The sequence below is a fragment of the Herbaspirillum sp. 1130 genome (genome assembly GCF_017833835.1).
Taxonomy (GTDB): Bacteria; Pseudomonadota; Gammaproteobacteria; order Burkholderiales; family Burkholderiaceae_D; genus Herbaspirillum; species Herbaspirillum huttiense.
This window is the reverse complement of sequence record NZ_JAFICQ010000001.1, coordinates 1,478,422-1,501,115: the sequence shown is the minus strand read 5'-3', so window position 1 is coordinate 1,501,115 and position 22,694 is coordinate 1,478,422. Positions and strand designations below refer to the sequence as shown.

Annotated in this window: 19 protein-coding genes; 12 read left to right on the top strand and 7 right to left on the bottom strand. The window is 64.3% G+C overall.

The genetic code is table 11. The features are described 5' to 3' along the window. Positions 1-156 precede the first annotated feature (156 nt). Together ispF and ispD are read right to left on the bottom strand one after the other, a co-directional pair. Complete coding sequence (gene ispF / locus JOD78_RS06525; RefSeq protein WP_209566898.1) at positions 157-660, bottom strand: 2-C-methyl-D-erythritol 2,4-cyclodiphosphate synthase; 504 nt, start codon at positions 658-660, stop codon at positions 157-159. Beyond that, entirely contained in the window at positions 657-1,397 is a 741-nt protein-coding gene (gene ispD, locus JOD78_RS06520) for a 2-C-methyl-D-erythritol 4-phosphate cytidylyltransferase (protein WP_209566897.1), read from the bottom strand. Before ispD ends, ispF begins: the two co-directional genes overlap by 4 nt. A 197-nt stretch (positions 1,398-1,594) precedes the next feature. Here ispD and mfd point away from each other — a divergent pair, with 197 nt between their 5' ends. From mfd to JOD78_RS06460, 12 genes are all read left to right on the top strand, one after another. Then, positions 1,595-5,032, top strand: coding sequence for a transcription-repair coupling factor (gene mfd / locus JOD78_RS06515; protein ID WP_121042326.1), 3,438 nt, complete (start codon positions 1,595-1,597; stop codon positions 5,030-5,032). A 40-nt stretch (positions 5,033-5,072) separates the two neighbouring features. After that, positions 5,073-5,957 carry a phosphoserine phosphatase SerB gene (serB, locus tag JOD78_RS06510; protein WP_245201987.1) on the top strand — a complete coding sequence of 295 codons (885 nt, stop codon included), beginning with the start codon at positions 5,073-5,075 and terminating at the stop codon, positions 5,955-5,957. Positions 5,958-5,994: 37 nt separating this feature from the next. Then, complete coding sequence (locus JOD78_RS06505; RefSeq protein WP_034337781.1) at positions 5,995-6,357, top strand: membrane protein; 363 nt, start codon at positions 5,995-5,997, stop codon at positions 6,355-6,357. A gap of 257 nt (positions 6,358-6,614) precedes the next feature. Further along, positions 6,615-8,240: a methyl-accepting chemotaxis protein gene (locus JOD78_RS06500; protein ID WP_121041977.1), complete on the top strand. Its 1,626-nt coding sequence runs from the start codon at positions 6,615-6,617 to the stop codon at positions 8,238-8,240. A 29-nt stretch (positions 8,241-8,269) separates the two neighbouring features. Next, complete coding sequence (locus JOD78_RS06495) at positions 8,270-8,737, top strand: chemotaxis protein CheW (protein WP_039785106.1); 468 nt, start codon at positions 8,270-8,272, stop codon at positions 8,735-8,737. Continuing rightward, positions 8,734-10,014, top strand: a complete 1,281-nt coding sequence (locus tag JOD78_RS06490) for a protein-glutamate O-methyltransferase CheR (RefSeq protein WP_134136028.1) — start codon at positions 8,734-8,736, stop codon at positions 10,012-10,014. The genes JOD78_RS06495 and JOD78_RS06490 overlap by 4 nt, the downstream gene beginning before the upstream one ends. After that, positions 10,007-10,678, top strand: coding sequence for a chemotaxis protein CheW (locus tag JOD78_RS06485; protein ID WP_134136026.1), 672 nt, complete (start codon positions 10,007-10,009; stop codon positions 10,676-10,678). The genes JOD78_RS06490 and JOD78_RS06485 overlap by 8 nt, the downstream gene beginning before the upstream one ends. After that, positions 10,675-12,987, top strand: a complete 2,313-nt coding sequence (locus tag JOD78_RS06480) for a hybrid sensor histidine kinase/response regulator (RefSeq protein WP_121041971.1) — start codon at positions 10,675-10,677, stop codon at positions 12,985-12,987. The genes JOD78_RS06485 and JOD78_RS06480 overlap by 4 nt, the downstream gene beginning before the upstream one ends. Then, positions 12,984-14,006 carry a chemotaxis response regulator protein-glutamate methylesterase gene (locus tag JOD78_RS06475; RefSeq protein WP_209566896.1) on the top strand — a complete coding sequence of 341 codons (1,023 nt, stop codon included), beginning with the start codon at positions 12,984-12,986 and terminating at the stop codon, positions 14,004-14,006. Before JOD78_RS06480 ends, JOD78_RS06475 begins: the two co-directional genes overlap by 4 nt. Positions 14,007-14,031: 25 nt before the next feature. Then, the gene (locus JOD78_RS06470) at positions 14,032-15,060 is read left to right on the top strand and encodes a diguanylate cyclase (protein WP_121041968.1); all 1,029 of its coding nucleotides are present in this window, start codon (positions 14,032-14,034) and stop codon (positions 15,058-15,060) included. A gap of 75 nt (positions 15,061-15,135) precedes the next feature. Further along, positions 15,136-15,591: a MaoC family dehydratase gene (locus tag JOD78_RS06465; protein WP_209566895.1), complete on the top strand. Its 456-nt coding sequence runs from the start codon at positions 15,136-15,138 to the stop codon at positions 15,589-15,591. Between the two features lie 213 nt (positions 15,592-15,804). Further along, the gene (locus JOD78_RS06460; protein ID WP_209566894.1) at positions 15,805-17,643 is read left to right on the top strand and encodes a sensor domain-containing diguanylate cyclase; all 1,839 of its coding nucleotides are present in this window, start codon (positions 15,805-15,807) and stop codon (positions 17,641-17,643) included. A 47-nt stretch (positions 17,644-17,690) separates the two neighbouring features. Here the strand turns inward: JOD78_RS06460 and JOD78_RS06455 are convergent, their stop codons facing one another. The 5 genes from JOD78_RS06455 to JOD78_RS06435 all read right to left on the bottom strand — a co-directional run bounded on the left by JOD78_RS06455 (position 17,691) and on the right by JOD78_RS06435 (position 22,475). Next, a complete protein-coding gene (locus tag JOD78_RS06455) occupies positions 17,691-18,383 on the bottom strand; it encodes a glutathione binding-like protein (RefSeq protein ID WP_121041962.1) in 693 nt (230 codons plus the stop codon). A gap of 80 nt (positions 18,384-18,463) precedes the next feature. After that, positions 18,464-19,621, bottom strand: a complete 1,158-nt coding sequence (locus JOD78_RS06450) for a pyridoxal phosphate-dependent aminotransferase (protein ID WP_121041960.1) — start codon at positions 19,619-19,621, stop codon at positions 18,464-18,466. A gap of 63 nt (positions 19,622-19,684) precedes the next feature. Beyond that, on the bottom strand, positions 19,685-20,206 hold the full coding sequence (locus JOD78_RS06445; RefSeq protein WP_121041959.1) for a putative toxin-antitoxin system toxin component, PIN family: 522 nt from the start codon (positions 20,204-20,206) through the stop codon (positions 19,685-19,687). A gap of 11 nt (positions 20,207-20,217) precedes the next feature. Beyond that, complete coding sequence (locus JOD78_RS06440) at positions 20,218-20,502, bottom strand: hypothetical protein (RefSeq protein ID WP_121041957.1); 285 nt, start codon at positions 20,500-20,502, stop codon at positions 20,218-20,220. 227 nt (positions 20,503-20,729) lie between these two features. Continuing rightward, complete coding sequence (locus JOD78_RS06435) at positions 20,730-22,475, bottom strand: methyl-accepting chemotaxis protein (protein WP_209566893.1); 1,746 nt, start codon at positions 22,473-22,475, stop codon at positions 20,730-20,732. Positions 22,476-22,694 lie beyond the last annotated feature (219 nt).

Sequence of the window (22,694 nt, the reverse complement as noted above, 5' to 3'; positions counted from 1 at the left end):
CATTAAAAGTTTTAATGGCTGATTCTGGTGCTTTAGATTTCTTTCAGTGCCGGGAAATGGTGCGCAGAACCGGCTTCAATCCCTTGTCTGGTGCGGGTTTCGGCGTGTCAGTGAATGTCCTACGTGCGCTTGTCGGGAACTTTCTGACGCCGCTTTTCAGCCGTTTTGCCGGTGGATCAGCACAACCGCTTCGGTCGCAATCCCTTCTTCACGCCCCAAAAAGCCCATTTTTTCATTGGTTTTGGCCTTGATATTCACTTGCCCTTCAGAAATCCCGAGGTCGGCGGCGACGTTGGCCACCATGGACGGGATGTGCGGTGCCATCTTGGGCGCCTGGGCGATGATGGTGGCATCCACGTTGCCCACGGCGTAGCCGGCGGCGGCCAGGCGCTTGACGGCTTCGCGCAGCAGCACGCGCGAGTCGGCTCCCTTGAATTGCGGATCGGTATCGGGGAAATGGCGGCCGATGTCACCCAGCGCGGCTGCACCGAAGAGCGCGTCGGTGATGGCGTGCAGCAGGGCGTCGGCATCCGAATGGCCCAGCAGGCCCTTTTTGTGCGGGATGGTGACGCCGCCCAGGATCAGCGGGCGGCCTTCCACCAGCGCGTGGCAGTCATAGCCCTGGCCGATGCGGAAAGGGAAGGGGGAAGAAGCGTTCATGCGTGCGGACCTTTCAGGAAGAATTCAGCCAGCGCGGCGTCCTGCGCCAGCGTGACCTTCAGATTGCGGGGGCTGCCCTCCACCAGGCGCGGACGCAAGCCCAGCATCTCGATGGCGCTGGCGTCGTCGGTGATCTCGCCCAGGCGGCCTTGTTCTTGCGCCTGATGCAAGGCGCGCTGCAGCAGGGCATAGGGAAACATCTGCGGGGTCTGTGCCGCCCACAGGCCGGCGCGCGGCACGGTCTCCTGCGAGCGGGCAGGGGCGCCGCCATCGCCGCGCTTCAAGGTGTCGACGACCGGCACCGCCAGCAAGCCACCGATTTCATCGTCTGCCAGGGCATCCAGCAGGCGATCCAGCAGCGGCGCGTCCAAACCGGGGCGGGCGGCATCATGAACCAGTACCCGGTCGGCATCGGCCACCCGGTCACGGATGGCGTTGAGGCCATTGAAGACGCTGTCCTGGCGCGTCGGCCCGCCTACCCGCAGAATGCTCACGCGTTGCAACAAATCTGGCGTCATCAGGGAGTCAATCCAGCCATCCTCGGCACTGACCACCACGAAGGTATGGGCGATCCGTGGGTGGTCCGCGAAGGTCTGCAGCGCATGCAGCAGCATGGGTTTGCCTGCCAGCGGCATATATTGCTTGGGGATCTGGACGCCCATACGCGCGCCCACGCCTGCGGCGGGAATGAGCGCAAAGTGGCGGGGCGGGGAACAAGCGGACTGCGAAGGGTTCATGCCATGCACCTGGCCCGACGCCCGCCTGGCGGCGGCTTGCGATGGGGCCTTCGTTTATAATGAGAGGCTGAATTCTAATGCCAATCCCTTGCAAGCGACCGGCATTTTGCGGCGCTGCCAGCATGGCCACCGCGGCCGGGCCTGCGCCGTTGCCTTGCTCGAATCAAGTCCAAACCAAGCCGATCCTCCCGATCCTGATGTCTTTTGACCCGAAAAAAAGCCTGCCCAAAGCAGGTGTGCGTTTCCAGCCTCCCGCCGTGCACGGTTCTGCCGATGCCTATCTGCTGGCCCAAGCCGCGCTGGCCCTCAAGGCCGAAGGCCGCATGCTGGCCGTGGTGGTGGCCGGGGCCACCGATGCCCAGCGCCTGCTGGCTGAAATCCCCTGGTTCCAGTCCAAGGAAGGCGAGCGCCTGCGTTGCCACCTGCTGCCGGACTGGGAAACGCTGCCCTATGACGCCTTCTCGCCGCACCAGGACCTGGTCTCCGAACGCCTGGCCACGCTCTATGAAGTGCAGTCCGGCCAGTGCGACCTGCTGATCGTGCCGGCCACCACAGCCTTGCTGCGCATGGCGCCGCCGCAGTTCCTGGCGGCCTATACCTTCTTCTTCAAGCAGGGCGAAAAGCTCGATGAGGGCAAGCTCAAGTCCCAGCTCACCCTGGCCGGTTACACCCACGTGGGCCAGGTCATGTCGCCGGGTGAATATTCGGTGCGCGGCGGGCTGATCGACATCTTCCCCATGGGCTCGGTGCTGCCGTATCGCCTGGATCTGTTCGGCGACACCATCGAGACCATCCGCACCTTCGACGCCGATACCCAGCGCTCGCTCTATCCGGTGCCGGAAGTCCGCCTGCTGCCGGGCCGCGAATTCCCCATGGACGAGGCCTCGCGCCTGGCCTTCCGCAATCGCTGGCGTGAAGTGTTCGAGGGTGATCCGTCGCGCTCGGCCATCTACAAGGACATCGGCAACGGCATCGCCTCGGCGGGCATCGAATACTACCTGCCGCTGTTCTTCGAAGAGACGGCCACGCTGTTCCAGTACCTGCCGGCCAATGCCATGTTCGCCACCGTGGGCGACATCGAACAAGCCATCAAGCGCTTCTGGAGCGATACCCGCTCGCGTTGGACCTTCCTTCACGCCGACCGCGAGCGCCCGGTGCTGGAGCCGCGCGCCATCTACCTGGACGATGAAGATTTCTTCACCCTGCTGAAACCCCACGCCCGCTGGGTGCTCAAGACCGATGATGCGCCTTCGGCCATCTCGGCGCCGCTGCCCAACATCGCCGTGAACCGCCGCGCGGAAGACCCGCTGGTCAACCTGCGCAGCTTCCTGCTCAAGGGGGCCGAGCGCGTGCTGATCTGTGCCGAAAGCAATGGCCGGCGTGAAACCCTGCAGCAGTACTTTGCCGAATACGACCTGCATCCGGCGCTGTGCGATGACTGGAACGATTTCCTCTCCGGCAATGAGCCGCTGATGCTGGGTGTGGCCCCGCTGCACGCCGGCTTCGTCACCGCCGGCGGCCTGGCGCTGATTACCGAGACCGAGCTGTACGCCGGTAGCGGCCGCCGCGTGGGCAGCCGCAAGCAGCAGGCCGCCACCGATGTGGAATACATGGTGCGCGACCTGTCGGAATTGAAGATCGGCGACCCGGTGGTCCACAGCAGCCACGGCATCGGCCGCTACATGGGCCTGGTCAGCATGGACCTGGGTGAGGGAGAGACCGAGTTCCTGCATCTGGAATACGCCAAGGAGACCAAGCTCTACGTCCCGGTGTCGCAACTGCACGTGATCTCGCGCTACTCCGGCGCCTCGCCGGAAGACGCACCGCTGCACGCACTGGGCTCCGGCCAGTGGGAAAAGGCCAAGCGCAAGGCCGCCCAGCAGGTGCGCGATACGGCCGCCGAACTGCTGAACCTGTACGCCCGCCGCGCGCTGCGCCAGGGCCATGCCTTCCAGTATTCGGCACATGACTATGAAGCCTTCGCCGACAGTTTCGGTTTTGAGGAAACGGCCGACCAGGCCGCCGCCATCAATGCCGTCATCAAGGACATGACCGGCGGCAAGCCGATGGACCGCCTCATCTGCGGCGACGTCGGCTTCGGCAAGACCGAAGTGGCCCTGCGTGCCGCCTTCGTGGCGGTGATGGGCGGCAAGCAGGTCGCCATCCTGGCCCCGACCACGCTGCTGGCCGAACAGCATGCCGCCACCTTCGCCGACCGCTTCGCCAATTGGCCGGTCAAGATCGCCGAACTGTCGCGCTTCCGCACCGGCAAGGAAGTCACGCAAGCCATCAAGGGACTGGGCGATGGCACCATCGATATCGTCATCGGCACCCACAAGTTGCTCTCCGATGAAGTGAAGTTCTCGCGCCTGGGCCTGGTCATCATCGATGAAGAACACCGTTTCGGCGTACGCCAGAAGGAAGCCCTGAAATCGCTGCGCGCCGAGGTCGATGTGCTCACGCTGACCGCCACGCCGATCCCGCGTACGCTGGGCATGGCGCTGGAAGGCCTGCGCGATTTCTCGGTGATCGCCACCGCGCCGCAGAAGCGCCTGGCCATCAAGACCTTCGTGCGCGCCGAACAAGAATCGACCATCCGCGAAGCCTGCCTGCGCGAATTGAAACGCGGCGGCCAGGTCTACTTCCTGCACAACGAAGTGGAAACCATCGCCAACCGCAAGGCCGCGCTGGAGCAGCTTTTGCCGGAAGCGCGCATCGGCGTGGCGCACGGTCAGATGCACGAACGCGACCTGGAGAAGGTGATGCGCGACTTCGTGGCGCAGCGCTTCAACATCCTGCTCTGTACCACCATTATCGAGACCGGCATTGACGTGCCGACTGCCAACACCATCATCATGCATCGCGCCGACAAGTTCGGCCTGGCGCAGCTGCACCAATTGCGCGGCCGCGTCGGCCGTTCGCACCACCAGGCTTATGCCTACCTGCTGGTGCAGGATGTGCAGGGCTTGTCCAAGCAGGCGCAGCGCCGGCTGGAGGCGATCCAGCAGATGGAGGAACTGGGCAGCGGCTTCTATCTCGCCATGCATGACCTGGAAATTCGCGGTGCCGGCGAAGTGCTGGGCGACCATCAGTCGGGCGAGATCCACGAGATCGGTTTCCAGATGTATTCGGACATGTTGAACGAAGCCGTGCGCGCCCTGAAGGATGGACGCGAACCCGACCTTGCCGCACCGCTGTCGACCACCACCGAGATCAACCTGCATGCGCCCGCATTGCTGCCCAACGACTTTTGCGGCGATGTGCATGAGCGCCTGTCGCTCTACAAGCGCTTCGCCAACTGCGAGAAGGCCGACGCCATCGACGCCTTGCAGGAAGAACTGATCGATCGCTTCGGCAAGCTGCCCGATGCCGCCAAGGCCCTGATCGAAACGCACCGCCTGCGCATTGCGGCCAAGCCGCTGGGCATCATCAAGATCGATGCCCATTCGGAAGCGGCGCTGCTGCAGTTCGTTCCCAACCCGCCGATCGACGCCATGCGCATCATCGAGCTGGTGCAGAAGAATCGCCAGGTCAAACTGAATGGCCCCGACAAGCTGCGCATCACGGCCAACATGCCGGACCTGAATGCCCGCGTGCAGCAGGTCAAGGCGACCATGAAAGCACTCACCGGTTGAGTGCTTTTCTGGCCGCGCTACAACGAATCCCATCGCACCCATGAATCAACAGAACAACATGAACCTGATCCTGCAAGCCCCCAAGCAACACGCCGTGCCGTCTTCCGCCATCGAGTCCATCGCTGCCCTGGCCGGTGGCCGCGCCGAGCGCATTGCAGACGACCGCGTACCGGATGCCGATGCCTGGCGTGTGGCTGGCGTGAGCCAGAGCGATGCGCTCAAGGCCAGCATCGATGCGGCTTGCCTGCAGGCGCGCCTGGACTATGCCTTCATCGACGAGGGCCGCAAGCTGTCCGATTTCCGCCTGGTGGCCATGGACATGGATTCCACCCTCATCACCATCGAATGCATCGACGAGATCGCCGACATGCAGGGGTTGAAACCGCAGGTGGCCGAGATCACCGAAGCCGCCATGCGCGGCGAGATCGAGTTCAACGAAAGCCTGACCCGCCGTGTGGCATTGCTCAAGGGGCTGGACGCAGGCGCGTTGCAGCGTGTCTACGATGAGCGCCTGCAATTGTCGTTGGGCGCGGAAAACATGCTCAAGGCAGTGCAGGCCGCCGGCCTCAAGACGCTGCTGGTCTCAGGCGGATTCACCTTCTTCACCGACCGCATGAAAGCACGCCTGAAACTGGACTACACCCACGCCAACACGCTGGAAGTGGCCGACGGCAAGCTCACCGGCAACGTGGTCGGCGGCATCGTCAATGCCGACGAGAAACGGGCGACAGTGGAACGCATCTGCCGCGAGATCGGTGCCGAACCAAGCCAGGCCATCGTCATGGGCGATGGCGCCAATGACCTGCGCATGATGGGCATCTCGGGCCTGTCGGTGGCCTTCCGCGCCAAGCCGGTGGTGCGTGCCCAGGCCAGCGTGGGCTTGAATTTTGTGGGCTTGGACGGCATCTTGAACCTGCTGGCCTGACGTCGGGGCCGGCTTCCCCCTCATTTCAGGAGACGCGATGAACCAGGAACTGGTATTCGACCCACAGACCCAGACCGGCCGTGACCTGGTCTGGTGGCTCTACCTGGCGCATGCCGCCTGCCTGGTGTTTTCGCTGGGCATGCTGTCGTGGCTGCCCCTGATCGTCAATTACCTCAAGCGCGGCGACGTGCGCGATACCTTCCTTTACACCCACCATCGCTGGCAGATCCGTTCCTTCTGGTGGTACCTGTTCTGGCTGTTCGCCGGCGGCGTGCTGTGGGCGACGGTGATCGGAATCCCGGTGGCGATTCTGGTGTTCTCACTGGCCTGGATCTGGAAAGCCTACCGCCTCATCAAGGGCTTCCTCGACCTGCAGGACAACAAGCCCATGCCGGTGTGATCCCGCCGATCGGCTGACGCACTCAAACGGCACCTGCGGGTGCCGTTTTTATTTCCTTCAGGCAAAGAATCATTGCGCAAGGGATAATAGTGATATTGAAAGATTTCAATGATAATCTCGAAGTATTACTAGGCCGCACTAATCCGCAACCGATCGCACTAGATGGCCCGGGTTAGCCACAGGCGAACTTTCGTTCATGCGCACCTCACGAAGGCGCGCCAGGGCGGGGTGCTCATTCCAAAGGGGGAAAACTGCGCATGAAGAACTGGACGATCAAGCAACGCATCCTCGGGAGCTTCGGGCTCATCCTGCTGCTGATGGCACTGATGGCCGGGATTTCGGCGGTCAACCTCGGCCACATCGAGAAGGGGGCGACGGCGCTGCGCAACGACTCCACCCCCGGTCTCTACTACAGCACCCAGATCAACGCTGCGTGGTACGAAAACCTGCTGATGACCCAGCAGATCATTCAGATCGATGCCAATGATGCCGAGCGCCAGGCTGACCTGGCACTGCTGCGCCGCAACGCCGAACGCCTCGACCGCTTGCAGGAAGATTACGACAAGACCATCTTCAGCGATGCTGACCGCAAGCTCTTCGAGCAATTCAAGGAGACGCGGCAGAAGTACCGTGCCGTCGTCAGCGAGGTGCTGAAGATGGACTTCAGCCAGCGCGCCCCGATCGACAAGATCGTCAACGAGCAGATTCGTCCGCAATGGCGTACCGGCTATCAACTGACGCAGCGCATGGTCGAGACCAACAAGGGCATCGCCGACGACGCCGCCCAGCGCATCGGCGATGCCGTCAACTCGGCCCAGTTCACCCTGATGAGCGCGCTGATGGCAGCGCTGCTGGTGGCGCTGGTGTGCGGCTTCTTCCTGATGCGCGCCATCAACGAGCCGCTGCAGAAGCTCATGGGCCTGCTCGACATCATGCGCTCGGGCGATTTCTCGCGTCGCGTGGCGCTGGACCGCAAGGATGAGTTTGGCGTGCTGGGCAACGGCTTCGACCGCATGACCGATGAGCTGACCGCGCTGGTTTCGCAGGCGCAGAAGTCCTCGGCACGCGTGGCGACGTCGGTCACCGAGATCGCCGCCACGGCCCGCCAGCAGCAGGCCACCGCCGCCGAAACGGCTGCCACCACCACCGAGATCGGCGCGACCTCGCGCGAGATCCATGCAACCTCGCGTGACCTGGTGCGCACCATGAATGAAGTGTCGGTGGTTTCTGAACAGACTTCGGCGCTGGCCGGCAGCGGCCAGGCGGGCCTGACCCGCATGGGCGACACGATGCAGAATGTGATGGATGCGGCCGGGTCGGTCAGCGCCAAGCTGGCCATCCTCAACGAGAAGGCGGGCAACATCAACCAGGTCGTGACCACCATCACCAAGGTGGCCGACCAGACCAACCTGCTGTCGCTGAACGCCGCCATCGAGGCCGAGAAGGCCGGCGAGCATGGCCGCGGCTTCTCGGTGGTAGCCACTGAAATCCGCCGCCTGGCCGACCAGACTGCCGTGGCGACCTACGACATCGAAGTCATGGTCAAGGAAATCCAGTCGGCCGTGGCAGCCGGCGTCATGGGCATGGACAAGTTCTCCGACCAGGTACGGCGCGGCATGCAGGATGTGCAGACCGCCGGCAGCCAGTTGTCGCAGATCATTGCCCAGGTGCAGGCGCTCGCGCCGCGCTTCCAGATCGTCAACGAAGGCATGCAGGCCCAGGCCAGCAGTGCCGAACAGATCAACCAGGCGCTGGTGCAGCTCTCCGAAGCGGCCCAGCAGACCGTGGAGTCGCTGCAGCAATCGAGCCAGGCCATCGACGAACTGAACGTGGTCTCCAACGAATTGCGCAATGGCGTCTCGCGCTTCAAGGTGACGGACTGAGCGCCGCACCGGTCCCGCCCAGCGTGCTCATGAGCCAATCCCTGCATCTGCTGTTTTCCTTGGGGGAAGAACGCTATGCCTTGCCCACCGCCGAGGTGGCGATGGTATTGCCGCTTTCCCCCTGCAAATCGCTGCCCGGCGCACCCGCATGGGTAGCCGGGCTGCTGCCGCATGGCAGCGGCCACGTGCCGGTGATCGACCTGTCCATGCTGGCGCTCGGTCATCCCGCTCCGGCGCGCGTGAGTACGCGCCTGGTGCTGGTGCATTACCGCCACGCGCAGGCGCTGCCGGTGCTGCTGGGCCTGATCCTGCCGCAAGCTACCGATACGCTGCGCCTTGATCCGGCCCACTTCACGCCGGCCGCCGTTCGCAATGAGGGAGCCCCCTACCTCGGGCCTGTCATGCCGTATCAGGGCGGACTGCTGCAGCGGGTGGAAGTGGGCGACCTGCTCGACCCGGCTACGCGCGCCTTGCTCTACCCGGAGGTGCCGGCATGAAGAGCCTGCCGCTGATCGCCGACAAGCTCAAGGCCGTCATGGGCCTGGACATGGCCACCGTCGGCAGCAGCCTCATCGAACGGGTGGTGCGCGAGCGCATGGCGGCGCTGGGCATCGCAGACGATGGCCACTATCTGGCACGGCTGCAGGGGTCGGCCGCCGAGTTGCAGGCCCTGATCGAACTGGCCGTGGTACCGGAGACCTGGTTCTTCCGCGACCGTGAAGCCATTTTCGCCGTGGCGCGGCTTGCGCGGGAGCGGCTGCTTGCGCAGCCCGATGTGCCGGTGCGTATTCTGAGCCTGCCATGCTCCACTGGCGAAGAACCGTATTCGGTCGCCATGGCCCTGCTGGAGGCGGGCGTCATGCCGTCGCAGTTCGTCATCGACGCTTACGATATTCGTACCCGCTCGCTGGAGATCGCGGCGGCCGGTGTCTATGGCCGCAATTCCTTCCGGGGACAGGCCCTGGGTTTTCGGGATCGCCATTTCATGACGGTGGAGCAGGGCTGGCAACTGGAGGAAGCGATCCGGCGCCAGGTGCGTTTTGCGCCCGGCAATCTGCTGGCACCGGATTTGCTGCGGCAGGCTGCGCCTTACGATTTCATCTTCTGCCGCAACGTGCTGATCTACTTCGAGCGCGAGGTGCAGCGCCAGGTGGTGAGCCTTCTGGAAAGCCTCATGAAACCGGATGCCGTGATCTTCGTCGGTCCGGCCGAAGGCGGCCTGCTGCTCAGTCCGCGTCTCGAGTCGGCCGGCATTGCACTGGCCTTCGGTTTCCGCAAGCGCGTGGCGGTGGAGAAACCGGCCTGGCGCGAGACAGTATTGGCAGCAGCGCAGCCGCTGTTGGCTGCGCCTGTTCCGGCACGCCGGGCGCGTCCGGCCGCGTCGGCGTTGGCCGCTGACTCAGGAATCAACGCCTTCGCTGCGCCCGTGCCAGCACCGCTGTCAGCAAGCAGCCAGCCCTTGCTGCAGCGTGCTCGTTTGCTGGCCGATGCAGGACAGTTCGCGCAAGCGGCTGCCTTGTGCGAACAAGCCATCGAAGAGCAGGGGCCGAGCGCCGACGCTTTCTATCTGCAGGGTCTGATTCACGATGCCGGCGGTGACGCCGGGCAGGCCCAGCGTTGCTACCGCAAGGTGCTGTACCTGGCACCGCAGCACCAGGCGGCTTTACTGCAACTGGCCGCCCTGCTGCAGGCGCAAGGTGATACCGCCGGAGCCGAGCGCCTGCGCCAGCGCGCCAGCCGTGTGACGACCACCGAGGAGCCGCATCATGGCTGAGCCGACGCTGACCCCGCCGCGCGCCACGCTGGAGGATTGCTGGAACCGCATCGGGACCAAGGGCGATGGCAGCTGTCCCGAACTGTCGCATCACATCCGCTGCCTGAATTGCCCGACGTTCGCGCGTGCCGCCATGCAGCAGCTCGATCGTGTGCAGGCGTCCGGCGAGCTAGCGCAGGAGTGGGCACGCGCGGGTATGGCTGCGGAGGAAGTGCAGGAAGATCGCGCCGTGCTGGCCTCGGCCCTGGTGGTGCGCATTGCCGGCGAGTGGCTCGCGATTACGACGTCCGTGGTGCAGGAAGTGGCCGAGACCCGGCCCCTGCACAGCCTGCCTCACCAGCGCAACACCGCCATTGCCGGCGTTCTCAACATTCGCGGCAGCCTGCGCATCTGCGTCTCGCTGGCCCGTGTGTTCCAGCTGCCCGATGACACGCCGGCCCCCCATCTGCTGGTGGCGGCGCACGAAGGGCAGATCCTGGTGTTTCCGGTGGAAGAGGTGGCCGGAGTCCATCGCTATGCAGCCGACAGCCTGGCCCCGGTGCCGACCACGCTGGCCCAGGCGGCCATCCAGTACACGCGCGGCATGGTGGAGTGGCGCGGCCGTCCCATCGGCCTGCTCGACCACGAATTGCTGTTCTACGTACTCAACCGGAGCATGACATGAGTACGCCCGATCTGAGCCAGATGTCCATGCTGGACCTGTTCCGCTTCGAGGCGGAAAGCCAGATTGCCCAGCTCAATACCAGCCTGCTGGCGCTGGAGCAGCAACCGACGGCGGCCGAGCATCTGGAAGCCTGCATGCGTGCCGGCCATTCGCTCAAGGGCGCAGCACGCATCGTCGGCCTGGAAGCCGCCGTCAAGGTAGCCCACGTGCTGGAGGACTGCTTCGTCCTGGCGCAGCAGGGCAAGCTGCGGCTGGAGAAAAAACATATTGATGTGCTGCTGCGCGGGGCCGATCTGCTGGGACGGATCGCCTCGCCGCCGGACGGCGACGAAACCTGGGTCGACCACGCCGGCAGTCCCGAGGTGCAGGCTTTCCTGCAAGCCTTGCCGGCCGTGATGAGTGGTGCGGATGCCGATCCCTGGCCTGCGCCCTCCGCCGCACTGCAGGAGGCCTTCGCGGCCGAGGCGGCTGCGCAGCCACCAGCGCCGGCACCGTCGGCCGTAGTGACGGAGCCGCCACAATCCGGAGCAAGCGCGCCCATCGTCAACCAGACTGCTGCCGCGCGCGCCGTGCGCGTCAGTGCGGACAGCCTGGACCGGCTCCTGAGCCTGACCGGCGAATCGCTGGTGGAATCGCGCCGCCTGAAACCCTTCTCGGCCAGCATGCTGCGCATGAAGCGCGTGCAGCGCGAGGCCGTGCAGGCACTGGACCTGCTGCAACAGAAGCTGGCCGCCAGCCAGCTCGACGAATTCGCCCAGACTACGCTGGCCGAATTGCGCGCGCTGATGCAAACCAACCAGCAACTGCTGGGTGAACAATTGATTGCGCTGGATGCCTTCGACCGGCGTTCGGTCAATCTCTCGCAACAACTGTATGACGAGGCGCTGGCCTGCCGCATGCGGCCCTTTGCCGATGGCACCGCCGGCTTTGCGCGCATGGTGCGCGACGTCGGCAATGCGCTGGGCAAATCGGTGCGGCTGGACATCAGCGGCACCGCCACCCAGATCGACCGCGATATTCTTGAAAAGCTGGAAGCACCGCTCGGCCATCTGCTGCGCAACGCGGTGGACCACGGCATTGAGGACGGCAGCACGCGCCGTGCGGCCGGCAAGCCGGAGCAGGGTGTGGTGCGGCTGGAGGCAAGGCACAGTGCGGGCATGCTGTTGATCGAGGTGGCCGATGATGGTGCCGGCATCGACCTGGACGCATTGCGCCGCACGGTGGTGGCGCGCGGCCTGGCGACCCAGGACATTGCCGAGCGCCTGTCGGACGCCGAATTGCTGGACTTTCTGCTCTTGCCCAGCTTCAGCCTGCGCGAGACTGTCACCGAGATTTCCGGACGCGGGGTCGGTCTTGATGTGGTGGCGGACATGCTCAAGCAGGTCCGCGGCACGATCCGCATCACCACGCGGCCGGGGCAGGGCAGCCGCTTCCTGCTGCAGTTGCCGCTGACGCTGTCGGTGATTCGCAGCCTGCTGGTGGAGATCGCCGGTGAACCTTATGCGTTTCCGCTGGCCTACGTAAATCGGACCTTGCGTTTGCCGGCCGAGGCCCTGCAGACCCTCGAAGGCTACCAGCACTTCAGCCACGGTGGCCGTCAGGTCGGCCTGGTCAGTGCGCACCAGGTGCTGCAACGTGGCCAGTGGCGCGTCCGGGACGGCAGTGTCTGCGTGGTGGTGATCGGCGAGGAGGAACACAGCTACGGCATCGCGGTCGATGCCTTCCTGGGCGAGCGCATGCTGGTGGTGCAACCGCTGGATGCACGCCTGGGCAAGATTCCCGACATCCTGGCCGGTGCGCTGATGGAAGATGGCGCGCCCTTGCTGATCCTGGACGTGGCCGACTTGCTGCGCACGGTGGAAAAGCTCACCGCCTCGGGACGGCTGCAGACGGTCGACGCGGATCCTGCCGGTGCGGCGGCCGTGGCGGTGCGCAAGAAAGTGCTGGTGGTGGATGATTCACTCACCGTGCGCGAACTGGAACGCAAGCTGCTGACCAACCGGGGCTATCAGGTCACGGTGGCCGTGGATGGCATGGATGGCTGGAATGCCGTGCGTGCCGAGCATTTCGACCTGGTCATCACCGATATCGACATGCCGCGCATGGATGGCATCGAGCTGGTCACCCTGATACGCGGCGCGCCGCAATTGCAGGCGCTGCCGGTGATGATCGTGTCGTACAAGGACCGTGAAGAGGATCGGCAGCGTGGCCTGGCAGCCGGGGCCGATCATTATTTCACCAAGAGCAGTTTCCATGATGAAAGTCTGTTGCAGGCCGTCATGGATTTGATTGGAGAGGCGACAACGTGAAGATCGGCATTGTCAACGACACCCCCATGATGGTGGAAGTGCTGCGCCGGGTGATTGCCGAGAGTGGCCGCCACGAATTGATCTGGATCGCCCGCGATGGCGAACAGGCGGTGCAGATGTGCGCCTGGCAGTTGCCCGATGTGGTGCTGATGGACCTGCTCATGCCCAAGATGGATGGCGTGGAAGCCACCCGACGCATCATGCAGGACACCCCGTGCCCGATCCTGGTGGTGACCTCCGACATGGATACCGGTGCTGCCAAGATCTACGAAGCCATGGGCTATGGCGCGCTCGATGCCACCCAGACCCCGGCACTCATCGGCGCGGCCGGCAAGCGCGATGCGGCGGCGTTGATCGAGAAGATCGACCAGCTCGGCTTGCTCAGCCCGGACGACATGGCTGCCCCGGTGCGCCTGCCGCTGCGTCCGCTGGCCCCGAATGTCCAGGGCGATCTGGCTCCGCTGGTGGCCATCGGGGCGTCGGCCGGCGGACCGGCCGCGCTGTCGACCCTGCTCAAGCAGGTACCGCGTGAATTCCCCGGCAGCATCGTGATCGTGCAGCACATCGATGCCGCCTTCGCGCCCGGCATGGCGCAGTGGCTGCAGCAGCAGTCGGTGCTGCGCGTGCGCCTGGCGGTCGAAGGCGATCTGCCGCGCCGTGGTGAAGTCCTGCTGGCGGGCAGCAATCATCATCTCGTCTTCAAGGAGGGCAGCCGTCTCGCGTATGTCGAGGGCGCGCCTACGGATGTCTACCGGCCATCGGTGGACGCGTTCTTCCATAGCATCGTGCGCCACTGGGATGGCAAGGCCACCGGCGTGCTGCTGACCGGCATGGGCCGCGATGGCGCAGCGGGCCTGAAGGCCCTGCGCGACAACGGCTATCACACCCTGGCGCAGGATCAGAAGAGCTGCGCCGTCTACGGCATGCCCAAGGCCGCCGTAGCGCTCAACGCCGCCGTCGATGTGCTGCCGGTCAGTGCCATGGCGGCACGGCTGCAGGCGCTGCTGGCCGGGGCGTGACGCAACTGAAATGAAGGAAAGCATGATGAGTTCGGTGCAAGCAACCGACACCCCGGGTGGCGGCCCCGTATTGCCCGCCGACGACTACAAGATCATGGTGTTGCTGGTGGATGACCAGGCCATGGTCGGGGAGGCGATCCGCCGCGCCCTGGCCAGGGAAGAGAACATCGACTTTCACTTCTGCACCCGCGCCGATGAAGCCCTGGCCGTGGCCGAGAAGACCCGTCCCACGGTGATCCTGCAGGACCTGGTGATGCCGGGCGTGGATGGCATGACCCTGGTGCGCCAGTACCGTGCCAGCGCGGTGCTGGCCAACGTGCCGATCATCGTGCTGTCCTCGCGCGACGATGCCGAAATCAAGCGCGATGCCTTCGCCGGCGGTGCCAACGATTACATGGTCAAGTTGCCCGATGTGATCGAACTGGTGGCGCGGCTGCGCTATCACTCGCGCTCCTACATCAACCTGCTGCAGCGCGATGCGGCCTACCGCGCGCTGCGCGAGAGCCAGCAGCAGCTGCAGAAGAGCAATTTCGAGCTGCAGCGCCTGACCAATACCGATGGCCTGACCGGCATCGCCAACCGCCGCTATTTCGACGACTACCTGGGCGCTGAATGGCGCCGCGCCCGGCGTGACGGACTGCACCTGTCCCTGCTGCTGATCGACGTCGATTTCTTCAAGCTGTACAACGACAACTATGGTCACGTCGCCGGCGATGCGGTGCTGCGCCGGGTCGCGCAAACGCTCGATGAAAGCATCCAGCGTCCGGCCGACCTGTCAGCCCGTTTCGGCGGCGAGGAATTCGCCATGATCCTGCCGCGCACCCCGCTGGAAGGAGCGCAGGCCCTGGGCCAGAAGCTGTGCCAGCTGATCGAGGCGAACCAGGTCCCGCATGAGCGCTCCAAGGTCAGCGCCTGGCTGACCGTAAGCATCGGTGCGGCTACCATGGTACCGGCACCGGAGCAGGACATCCGCGAACTGATCGAGATGGCTGACCGCCGTCTCTACCTGGCCAAGCAGCAGGGCCGCAACCGGGTGGTCTGGCAGGATGGCTGAACGGACAAGACAAAAAAGGCAGCGCGCATCGCCTGCGCGCCGGCCACCCTATAACGACAAGGGAAGGAAACCAGCATGCGCACCATCGCCAGCCTGGAAGAACTGAAATCGCTGGCAGGCCAGGAAGTGGCCACCAGCGAATGGATCGCCGTCACCCAAGAGCAGGTGGACCGCTTTGCGGAGGCCACCGGCGACCATCAATGGATCCACGTTGACCCCGAACGTGCGGCCCGCGAGCTGCCCTACGGCGGCACGGTGGCGCACGGATTCCTGACACTGGCGCTGCTGCCGCGCCTGCTGTCGGAATCCATCAGCCTGGGGCCCGATGTCCGCATGCTGCTCAACTACGGCCTGAATCGCGTGCGCTTCCCGGCACCCCTTCCAGTAGGTCGAAAAGTGCGCGGCGTCATCCGCCTCGAGTCCACCGAGGACATCCCCGGCGGCGTGCAGCTGGCCTGGCGCATTACCGTGGAATGTGAAGGGACCGACAAGCCCGTTTGCGTGGCGGAATTCCTGGTGCGCCGTTACTAGGCGAATCACTCCACCTGACTGCGCGCAGTCCTGCGCGCTTCCTCGCAGAAGCTCATGCAGAGTGTGGCCTGATGGCATCGTCCTTGCCTGCCAGCACGGTTATTCATGCGGGGCTGGAGGAGAAACTGCCACGCATTGTCATAAGGTGCTAATGTCCATCCATACGGCGGCGCATCCGGTGTCGCCGCTGCGTCCTTGCCGATCCTGTTTCTCATGATGTCAGAACGCCCGCCCGTACAGGTTGACGCCGATGCCGAGTTTTACCGGAAGGCGCTCGCCTTCAACAACCTGACGCTGTCCTACATTGCCCGGGGTGCGCCGCTGGAGCAATTGCTGGACCGCATCGCCAGCGGTTTTTCGGGCAGCTATCCGCAACGTGCGCTGGCCATCTTCCTGTTCGATCCCCCGGCCCGCCGCCTGCGCGTAGGTGCCGCGCCGCGCGTGGCGCCGGCTTTCCTGGCCGAGCTGACGGCGCTGGCGGTGGACGATCCCGACACCCCGCAGTTCTGGCATGCCCTGACGGCTCTGGCGGCACGCCACGAACGCTCCCTGCTGGAAATGCTGCCGCTGCGTTCCTTCGCCGGCGAGGTCGCCGGCATCCTGACCATCTGCGCCGCCAACGATGCGCCGGGCGACGCCTCCCATCTGGAGCAGGCGTACCGCGACACCGTGGGCGCGGCCGTGTCGATGGCCATGCTGGCGATCGAGCGTTCCCTGGTGCCGGTCCATGCGCGGGTCAAGAGCGATCCGCCCGGCGAGGCCGACGAGCGTATGGCGCTGGCCATCGAGGGTAGCGGTACCGGCATCTGGGACCGCAATGCCGTCACCGGCGAGATGTATTATTCGCGCGGCTGGAAAGCCATCCTGGGCTACGAGGACTGGGAGCTTTCCAGCCATCTGCAGGATGCCTACCAGCGCATTCACCCGGATGACCTGCCTTATGTGCAGGAGACCATTCGCCAGCATTTCGCCTCACGCTCCGATACTTACCAGGTCGAGCACCGCCTCCGCTGCCGCGATGGCAGTTACAAATGGATCAGCAGCCGCGGCAAGGTGGTGGCACGCGATGCCGAGGGCAATGCGCTGCGCATGATCGGCACCACCACCGACATCACCGAGGTGCGGCGACTGACCGAGAAGCTGGCCAAGAGCAGCCGCATGCTCGATTACCTGACCAGTGAAATTCCCGGCATGGTGTTCCAGTTCCGCGTGCCCCCGGGCGAGCGGGGTTACTTTACCTACGTCAGCGAAGGCGCGCGCGAAACCTACGGGCTCACCCCCCAGCAGTTGCTGGAAACACCCGTCATCATCGATACCGCCATTCATCCTGAAGACATGCCGCTCTATGAAGCGGCGCGTCAGGCGGTGCTGGCCGGTGCTTCGCACTGGATGCTGGAGTTCCGCGTGATCACCCCCGGCAACGGTGTGCGCTGGCTGCGCGGCCAGGCACGGCCGCGCCGGCTGGAGGATGGCACGACGCTGTGGCATGGCTTCATCAGCGACATCAGCGAAAGCAAGGCCTTCGAACTGGAACTGCAGGAATTCGCCCTGACCGATTACCTCACCCAGCTGCCCAACCGCCGTTTCTTCATGCAACGCCTGCAGGAAGAGTACAACCGCCTCCAGCGCGGCGTGCTCGACACGGCCGCGGTACTGATGTGTGACCTGGATCATTTCAAGCGCATCAACGACAGCCTCGGTCACGCCGTCGGCGACCAGGTCCTGAAGCATTTTGCGCAAGTGCTCAGGAGCCAGCTGCGCAAGACCGACACCGCCGGACGGCTGGGGGGAGAGGAGTTCGCGGTGATCCTGGCCGGTGCCAATCTGCACGCCGCGGCCGAATTCGCCATGCGCCTGCAGGCCAGCTTTGCCAGCCAGCCCATGCTGCATGAGGGCAGGGAAGTGGAGGTGACGCTGTCGATCGGCATCGCCCTCATGCAGGGCGATTGCGCCGGCCAGGAGCAGGTCCTGCGCGCGAGCGACGATGCCCTTTATCGCGCCAAGGAAAAAGGGCGCAACCGTTTCGAGTTTGCGCCCTTTGCCTGTCCCTGATGCGGTTGCCGCAGGCGGGCCAGATAGCCGCCCGCGGCAATGTCCGATCAGCGTTTCTGGTACTGGCTTTTTCCGAACAGCAATTCCTTGGCCTTGTCATCGTGCAGCGGCTTGCGCTTGTCGGCCAGCACGGTCACGCCGCGCTGCACCGCCGGACGTGCGCTGATGGCATCGAACCAGCGCTGGACGTTGGGGAAGTCCGCCAGATCGATGCCCTGGTTCTTGTGCGAACGGGTCCACGGGAAGCAGGCGATATCGGCGATGGTGTAGTTCTCGCCAGCCAGGTAGGCGTGCTGGCCTAGCTGCTTGTCCATCACCTGGTACAGGCGGCGCGCTTCGTTGCTGTAGCGGTTCACGGCGTATTCGATCTGCTCCGGGGCATACAGGCGGAAGTGGTGCGCCTGGCCCAGCATCGGCCCCAGGCCACCCATCTGGAACATCACCCATTGCAGCACTTCATACTTCTCACGCACGGTCTCGCCGAGGAAGCGTCCGGTTTTGCCAGCCAGGTAGATCAGGATGGCACCGGACTCGAACAGCGAGATCGGCGCACCGTCCGGACCATCGGGATCGACGATGGCGGGGATCTTGTTGTTGGGCGAGATCTTCAGGAATTCGGGCGTGAACTGGTCACCGGCACCGATATCGATGGCATGCGCGGTGTAGGGCAGTCCGCATTCTTCCAGCATGATGTGTACCTTGTGGCCGTTGGGCGTGGCCCAGCTGTAGACGTCGATCATGGCGTTCCTTTTTTGCGTGTCGTGTTGAGGGGGGAAGTCACGTTACGGAAAATATATAAACGATTTGCGCACCAGCCGTGTTACAGCTTGGCCAGCCGGTCCAGCGCCAGTTGCAGCGTCTCATCCTTCTTGGCGAAGCAGAAGCGCACGATGCCCGATTCCCTGGGCGTGTTGTAGAAGGCCGAGACCGGAATGGCGGCCACGCCGATCTCGCTGGTGAGCCACTTGCAGAAGTCGGCTTCGGACTGGTCCGAGATGGCGTCGTACTTCACGCACTGGAAATAGGTACCTTGCGAGGGCAGCAGTTCGAAACGGGTGTTGGCCAGTCCTGCGCGGAAAAGGTCACGCTTCTTCTGGTAAAACGCCGGCAAATCCAGGTACGGTGCAGGGTTCTTCATATACTCGGCCAAGCCATACTGCACCGGCGTGTTGACGGTAAAGACGTTGAACTGGTGCACCTTGCGGAATTCGGCGGTCAGCGCTGCAGGGGCCGCCACATAGCCGACTTTCCAGCCGGTGACGTGATAGGTCTTGCCGAAGCTGGAATTGATGAAGCTGCGCTCGGCCAGCTCCGGATGGCGCGCCAGCGATTCATGCGGCTGGCCATCGAAGACCATGTGCTCATAGACTTCGTCGGAGAGAATCAGAATATCGGTGCCGCGCACGATGTCGGCCAGCGCGGCCACGTCGGATGCGCGCATGACGCTGCCGGTCGGGTTGTGCGGGGTGTTGACCATGATCATGCGGGTCTTGGGCGTGACCGCTGCGCGGACCTTGTTCCAGGGGATGCTGTAACCCGCCGCGCCCACTTCCATCTGCACGAACACCGGTACGCCACCGGCCAGCTCGATGGCCGGCACGTAGCAGTCATAGACCGGCTCGATCACGATCACTTCGTCACCCGGATGCACCGCGCACAGCACCGAGGTCAGGATGCCCTGGGTGGCACCGGCCGTGACGGTGATCTCGGAGACCGGATCATAGCGATGGCCGTAGAGCCGTTCCACCTTGTCGGCAATGGCTTCGCGCAGCGGCAGCACGCCGGCCATGGGCGGGTACTGGTTCAGGCCGTCCTGCATGGCGCGGGTGACCGCATCCACCAGGGCCGGGTCGCAATGGAAATCGGGGAAGCCCTGTCCCAGGTTGACCGCGCCTTTTTCGCTGGCCAATGCAGACATGACGGTGAAGATGGTAGTGCCCACCTTGGGCAGCTTGGTGACGATGTTGGGGGTGCTCATTGCAGCGGGCTCGTTCTTGTGATGATCGCAAGCCCGCTATTCTAGCCGCATTCGCGGCGACCTTCAGGTGGCCGCATCAAGGAAGGCGTCGGCACGCCAGAGCTGGGGCGGTACGATGGCAAACAGTCCGCGCTTGACGGTGCGCTTGCCGAGCTTGAGGACCGCCTTGTCCTTGCTCACCAGTACGTGCGCCTGGCATTGCAGCGCCAGTTCCAGGAATTTCTGGTCGTCGCGATCGGTGCAGATGGGCAGGCCGAAGGTGTTGACCTGGGCCAGCGGCAGACACCGCAGCAGGCGGTCGAATTCAGCGCAGATCGCGGGTTTGGTCTCGGCAGTGACCGGCAGATGCGGATAATCCAGCACGGCCAGCCACTCGCTGCGGCAATCCTCGCGGGTGTAGGCCTCTACGATGCCTTGTTCCAGCGCGGACTGCAGCGCCGCCCAGCGCGGATCGCGGAAGACGAACAGGTCGAGGCAGACATTGGTGTCCAACACCACCCGCTGACGTCCGGCGGGGACGTCAGCGGGTGTGCCGGAGGGAAAGGACGGTGCAGGGGAGAGAGAGGGTGTTGCCTGGATGCTCATTGAATTGAAAACTAGTTGTCGATGCCACGTTGTCCGGGTAGCGGCGCTTCCTGCTTGCCGAAGAGCTCGCCACCGGTTTCGAGCGCATCATACCCCTGATCGGTGACGCGCCAGAAATTGTGCATGTCGACCGCCGCCAGGCCGCGATCATAGAGCAGGCGCAGATGATGCAGGATCACCTCCGGGGCCACCTGGCCGGGCAGGGCACTCTGGATCTTTTCCACGTCGCCGTAGAGGGTACCGAAGGATGCCAGTTGCTTCAGGATTTCGCCCATGAGGGCTTTGTCGCGTTTCATGATGTCCTCCTTGCCGATGGCCGGCGGGATCAGGCGGGCAGCCTGTGCAATTCGTCTTGCTTGTTCACCATGGACAGCGAAATGCCGGCAAAGTGCCGACAGACTGCCCCTGCAAGAGCACCGGTTGACTGCAACAGTGCGCTCCTGACAGCTTGCATGCTGCCAGTCTTGTTGATTAACGGCAAGTCCGCTGCCCAACTTGAACAGGCCTCCATCCCCGGGCCGGCTCAGAATTGTTCCCAGTCTCCCTCCTCCGCAGACGGTGTCTTGGCCGACTTGCCTGCCTTGGGGGCAGGGGCGGCCGGCAGTGCCGGTGCCGCTGCGGCTTTGCGGACGGCTGGCTTGGGTTGCGGCCGCGGCTGCGGTTTGGGCGACAGTGCAGCAGACCGCGCAGCCACCGGGGCCGCCTGCGCGGCGGCATGGGCGCGCTCCAGCTTGAACACGCTCACCAGTTCCGACAGCCTGCCCGCCTGCTCCTGCAGCGAGCCGGCCGCTGCGGCGGCCTGTTCCACCAGCGCGGCGTTCTGCTGGGTCACCTCATCCATCTGGGTGATGGCCAGGTTGACCTGCTCGATGCCATTGCTTTGTTCGGAACTGGCGGCGGTGATCTCGCTGACGATGTCGGTGACGCGGCGCACGCTGGCGACCACTTCGGTCATGGTGCTGCCGGCTTGCTCCACCAGGCGGCTGCCGGTATCGACCTTGGCCACGGAATCATCGATGAGGGTCTTGATCTCCTTGGCGGCGGCCGCCGAGCGCTGCGCCAGCGAGCGCACCTCGGAGGCCACGACCGCGAATCCGCGGCCCTGTTCGCCTGCGCGGGCCGCTTCCACGGCGGCGTTCAGCGCGAGAATGTTGGTCTGGAAGGCAATGCCGTCGATGACGCTGATGATGTCCACGATCTTGCGCGACGAGGCATTGATCGCCCCCATGGTATCGACTACCTGCGACACCACGCTGCCGCCCTGGGTCGCCACATCGGAAGCCGAATGCGCCAGCTGGTTGGCCTGGCGGGCATTATCGGCATTCTGCTTGACGGTGGAGGTGATCTCTTCCATGGCCGAGGCGGTTTCCTCCAGAGAGCTGGCTTGCTGCTCGGTACGGCTGGAGAGGTCGAGGTTGCCGCTGGCGATTTCGCGGGAGGCGGTATTGATGGTGTCTGTTCCTTCACGAACCTGCGTCACGATACGCAGCAGGCTGTCGTTCATGGCCTTCAGCGAGCCCATCAGGCGGCCGGTTTCGTCACGTCCGGCAGGCTGGATATGTACCGTCAGGTCGCCTTCGGCCACCCGCTCGGCCACGTGCATGGCTTCCTGCAAGGGGCGCGAGACGATCCGGGCCACCCAGGTTGCCAACAGCAGGCCAAGGCCGATGCAGGCGGCCAGCAGCACGCCGATCAGCAGGCGGGAATTTTCATAGCGCACCTGGGCATCGTGGTCCGTCTTCTCGCTGGCGTCGATATTGATGGCCACGGCCTTGTCCATGTTCTCGAACAGGCGCAGGTAGACCGGCGTGATCTGTTTCATCAGCAGCTCGCGTGCGGCATCGGTCTGTTGCCCGCGGACCAGTTTGGCCAGCTCCTGATGCTGTTTGGTGAAGACCGTCAGGTCGCTCTTGATGCCCGTGAAATAGGTACGTTCGTCGGGCATGTTGACCAGTGGCTCGTACTTGTCGAGCGCCTTGTTGAGCCCGGCCAGCATGTCGCCGATGATCTTTTCATCGGCTTCCACGTTGGCCTCGTTGCCGGGCAGCAGGTGCTGCAGTTGCACGGTGCGAATGCGGGCCAGTGCCACCTTGGCTTCCAGCGGATAGCGCACGCTGGGCATGGAATTGGTCGCAATCTCGGTGGACGCATCGTTGACGCGCGAGAGTTGCACGATGGAAAACACCCCCAGCACGCCGGTCAGCAGCAGGATGGTGGCGAAGGTCAGGAGCAGCTTGCGGGCGATGCGCAGATCGTAGAACCAGTTCATGGCGTTTCCTTGGCGTGGGATCAGATGGGATGCGGCGCGGCAATGCAGGCGGGGGCTCGGGCGCTGGATGGCAGGCAGAGGCGGATTGCCATTTACGTCCAATGCTTCAGTGTAGGAGCCGGGTGCCAGGGATCAAAGCCCCAATAGCCGGGGTTTTGTTGTCCAAATTTTCATATCGGCTCCAAACCACGCTACCGCACGCAAGTGCCGCGCTTTGGG

Excerpts from the sequence above, each read along its gene's own strand:
- ispF (WP_209566898.1), bottom strand. The coding sequence starts at position 660 with ATGAACGCTTCTTCCCCCTTCCCTTTCCGCATCGGCCAGGGCTATGAC.
- JOD78_RS06455 (WP_121041962.1), bottom strand. The coding sequence starts at position 18,383 with ATGATCGACGTCTACAGCTGGGCCACGCCCAACGGCCACAAGGTACAC.
- JOD78_RS06440 (WP_121041957.1), bottom strand. The coding sequence starts at position 20,502 with ATGAAACGCGACAAAGCCCTCATGGGCGAAATCCTGAAGCAACTGGCA.
- JOD78_RS06490 (WP_134136028.1), top strand. The coding sequence starts at position 8,734 with ATGAAGAGCCTGCCGCTGATCGCCGACAAGCTCAAGGCCGTCATGGGC.
- JOD78_RS06435 (WP_209566893.1), bottom strand. The coding sequence starts at position 22,475 with ATGAACTGGTTCTACGATCTGCGCATCGCCCGCAAGCTGCTCCTGACC.
- JOD78_RS06470 (WP_121041968.1), top strand. The coding sequence starts at position 14,032 with ATGAGTTCGGTGCAAGCAACCGACACCCCGGGTGGCGGCCCCGTATTG.
- JOD78_RS06485 (WP_134136026.1), top strand. The coding sequence starts at position 10,007 with ATGGCTGAGCCGACGCTGACCCCGCCGCGCGCCACGCTGGAGGATTGC.
- JOD78_RS06500 (WP_121041977.1), top strand. The coding sequence starts at position 6,615 with ATGAAGAACTGGACGATCAAGCAACGCATCCTCGGGAGCTTCGGGCTC.
- serB (WP_245201987.1), top strand. The coding sequence starts at position 5,073 with ATGAATCAACAGAACAACATGAACCTGATCCTGCAAGCCCCCAAGCAA.
- JOD78_RS06465 (WP_209566895.1), top strand. The coding sequence starts at position 15,136 with ATGCGCACCATCGCCAGCCTGGAAGAACTGAAATCGCTGGCAGGCCAG.
- JOD78_RS06445 (WP_121041959.1), bottom strand. The coding sequence starts at position 20,206 with ATGAGCATCCAGGCAACACCCTCTCTCTCCCCTGCACCGTCCTTTCCC.
- JOD78_RS06480 (WP_121041971.1), top strand. The coding sequence starts at position 10,675 with ATGAGTACGCCCGATCTGAGCCAGATGTCCATGCTGGACCTGTTCCGC.
- ispD (WP_209566897.1), bottom strand. The coding sequence starts at position 1,397 with ATGAACCCTTCGCAGTCCGCTTGTTCCCCGCCCCGCCACTTTGCGCTC.
- JOD78_RS06460 (WP_209566894.1), top strand. The coding sequence starts at position 15,805 with ATGATGTCAGAACGCCCGCCCGTACAGGTTGACGCCGATGCCGAGTTT.
- JOD78_RS06505 (WP_034337781.1), top strand. The coding sequence starts at position 5,995 with ATGAACCAGGAACTGGTATTCGACCCACAGACCCAGACCGGCCGTGAC.
- JOD78_RS06450 (WP_121041960.1), bottom strand. The coding sequence starts at position 19,621 with ATGAGCACCCCCAACATCGTCACCAAGCTGCCCAAGGTGGGCACTACC.
- JOD78_RS06495 (WP_039785106.1), top strand. The coding sequence starts at position 8,270 with ATGAGCCAATCCCTGCATCTGCTGTTTTCCTTGGGGGAAGAACGCTAT.
- mfd (WP_121042326.1), top strand. The coding sequence starts at position 1,595 with ATGTCTTTTGACCCGAAAAAAAGCCTGCCCAAAGCAGGTGTGCGTTTC.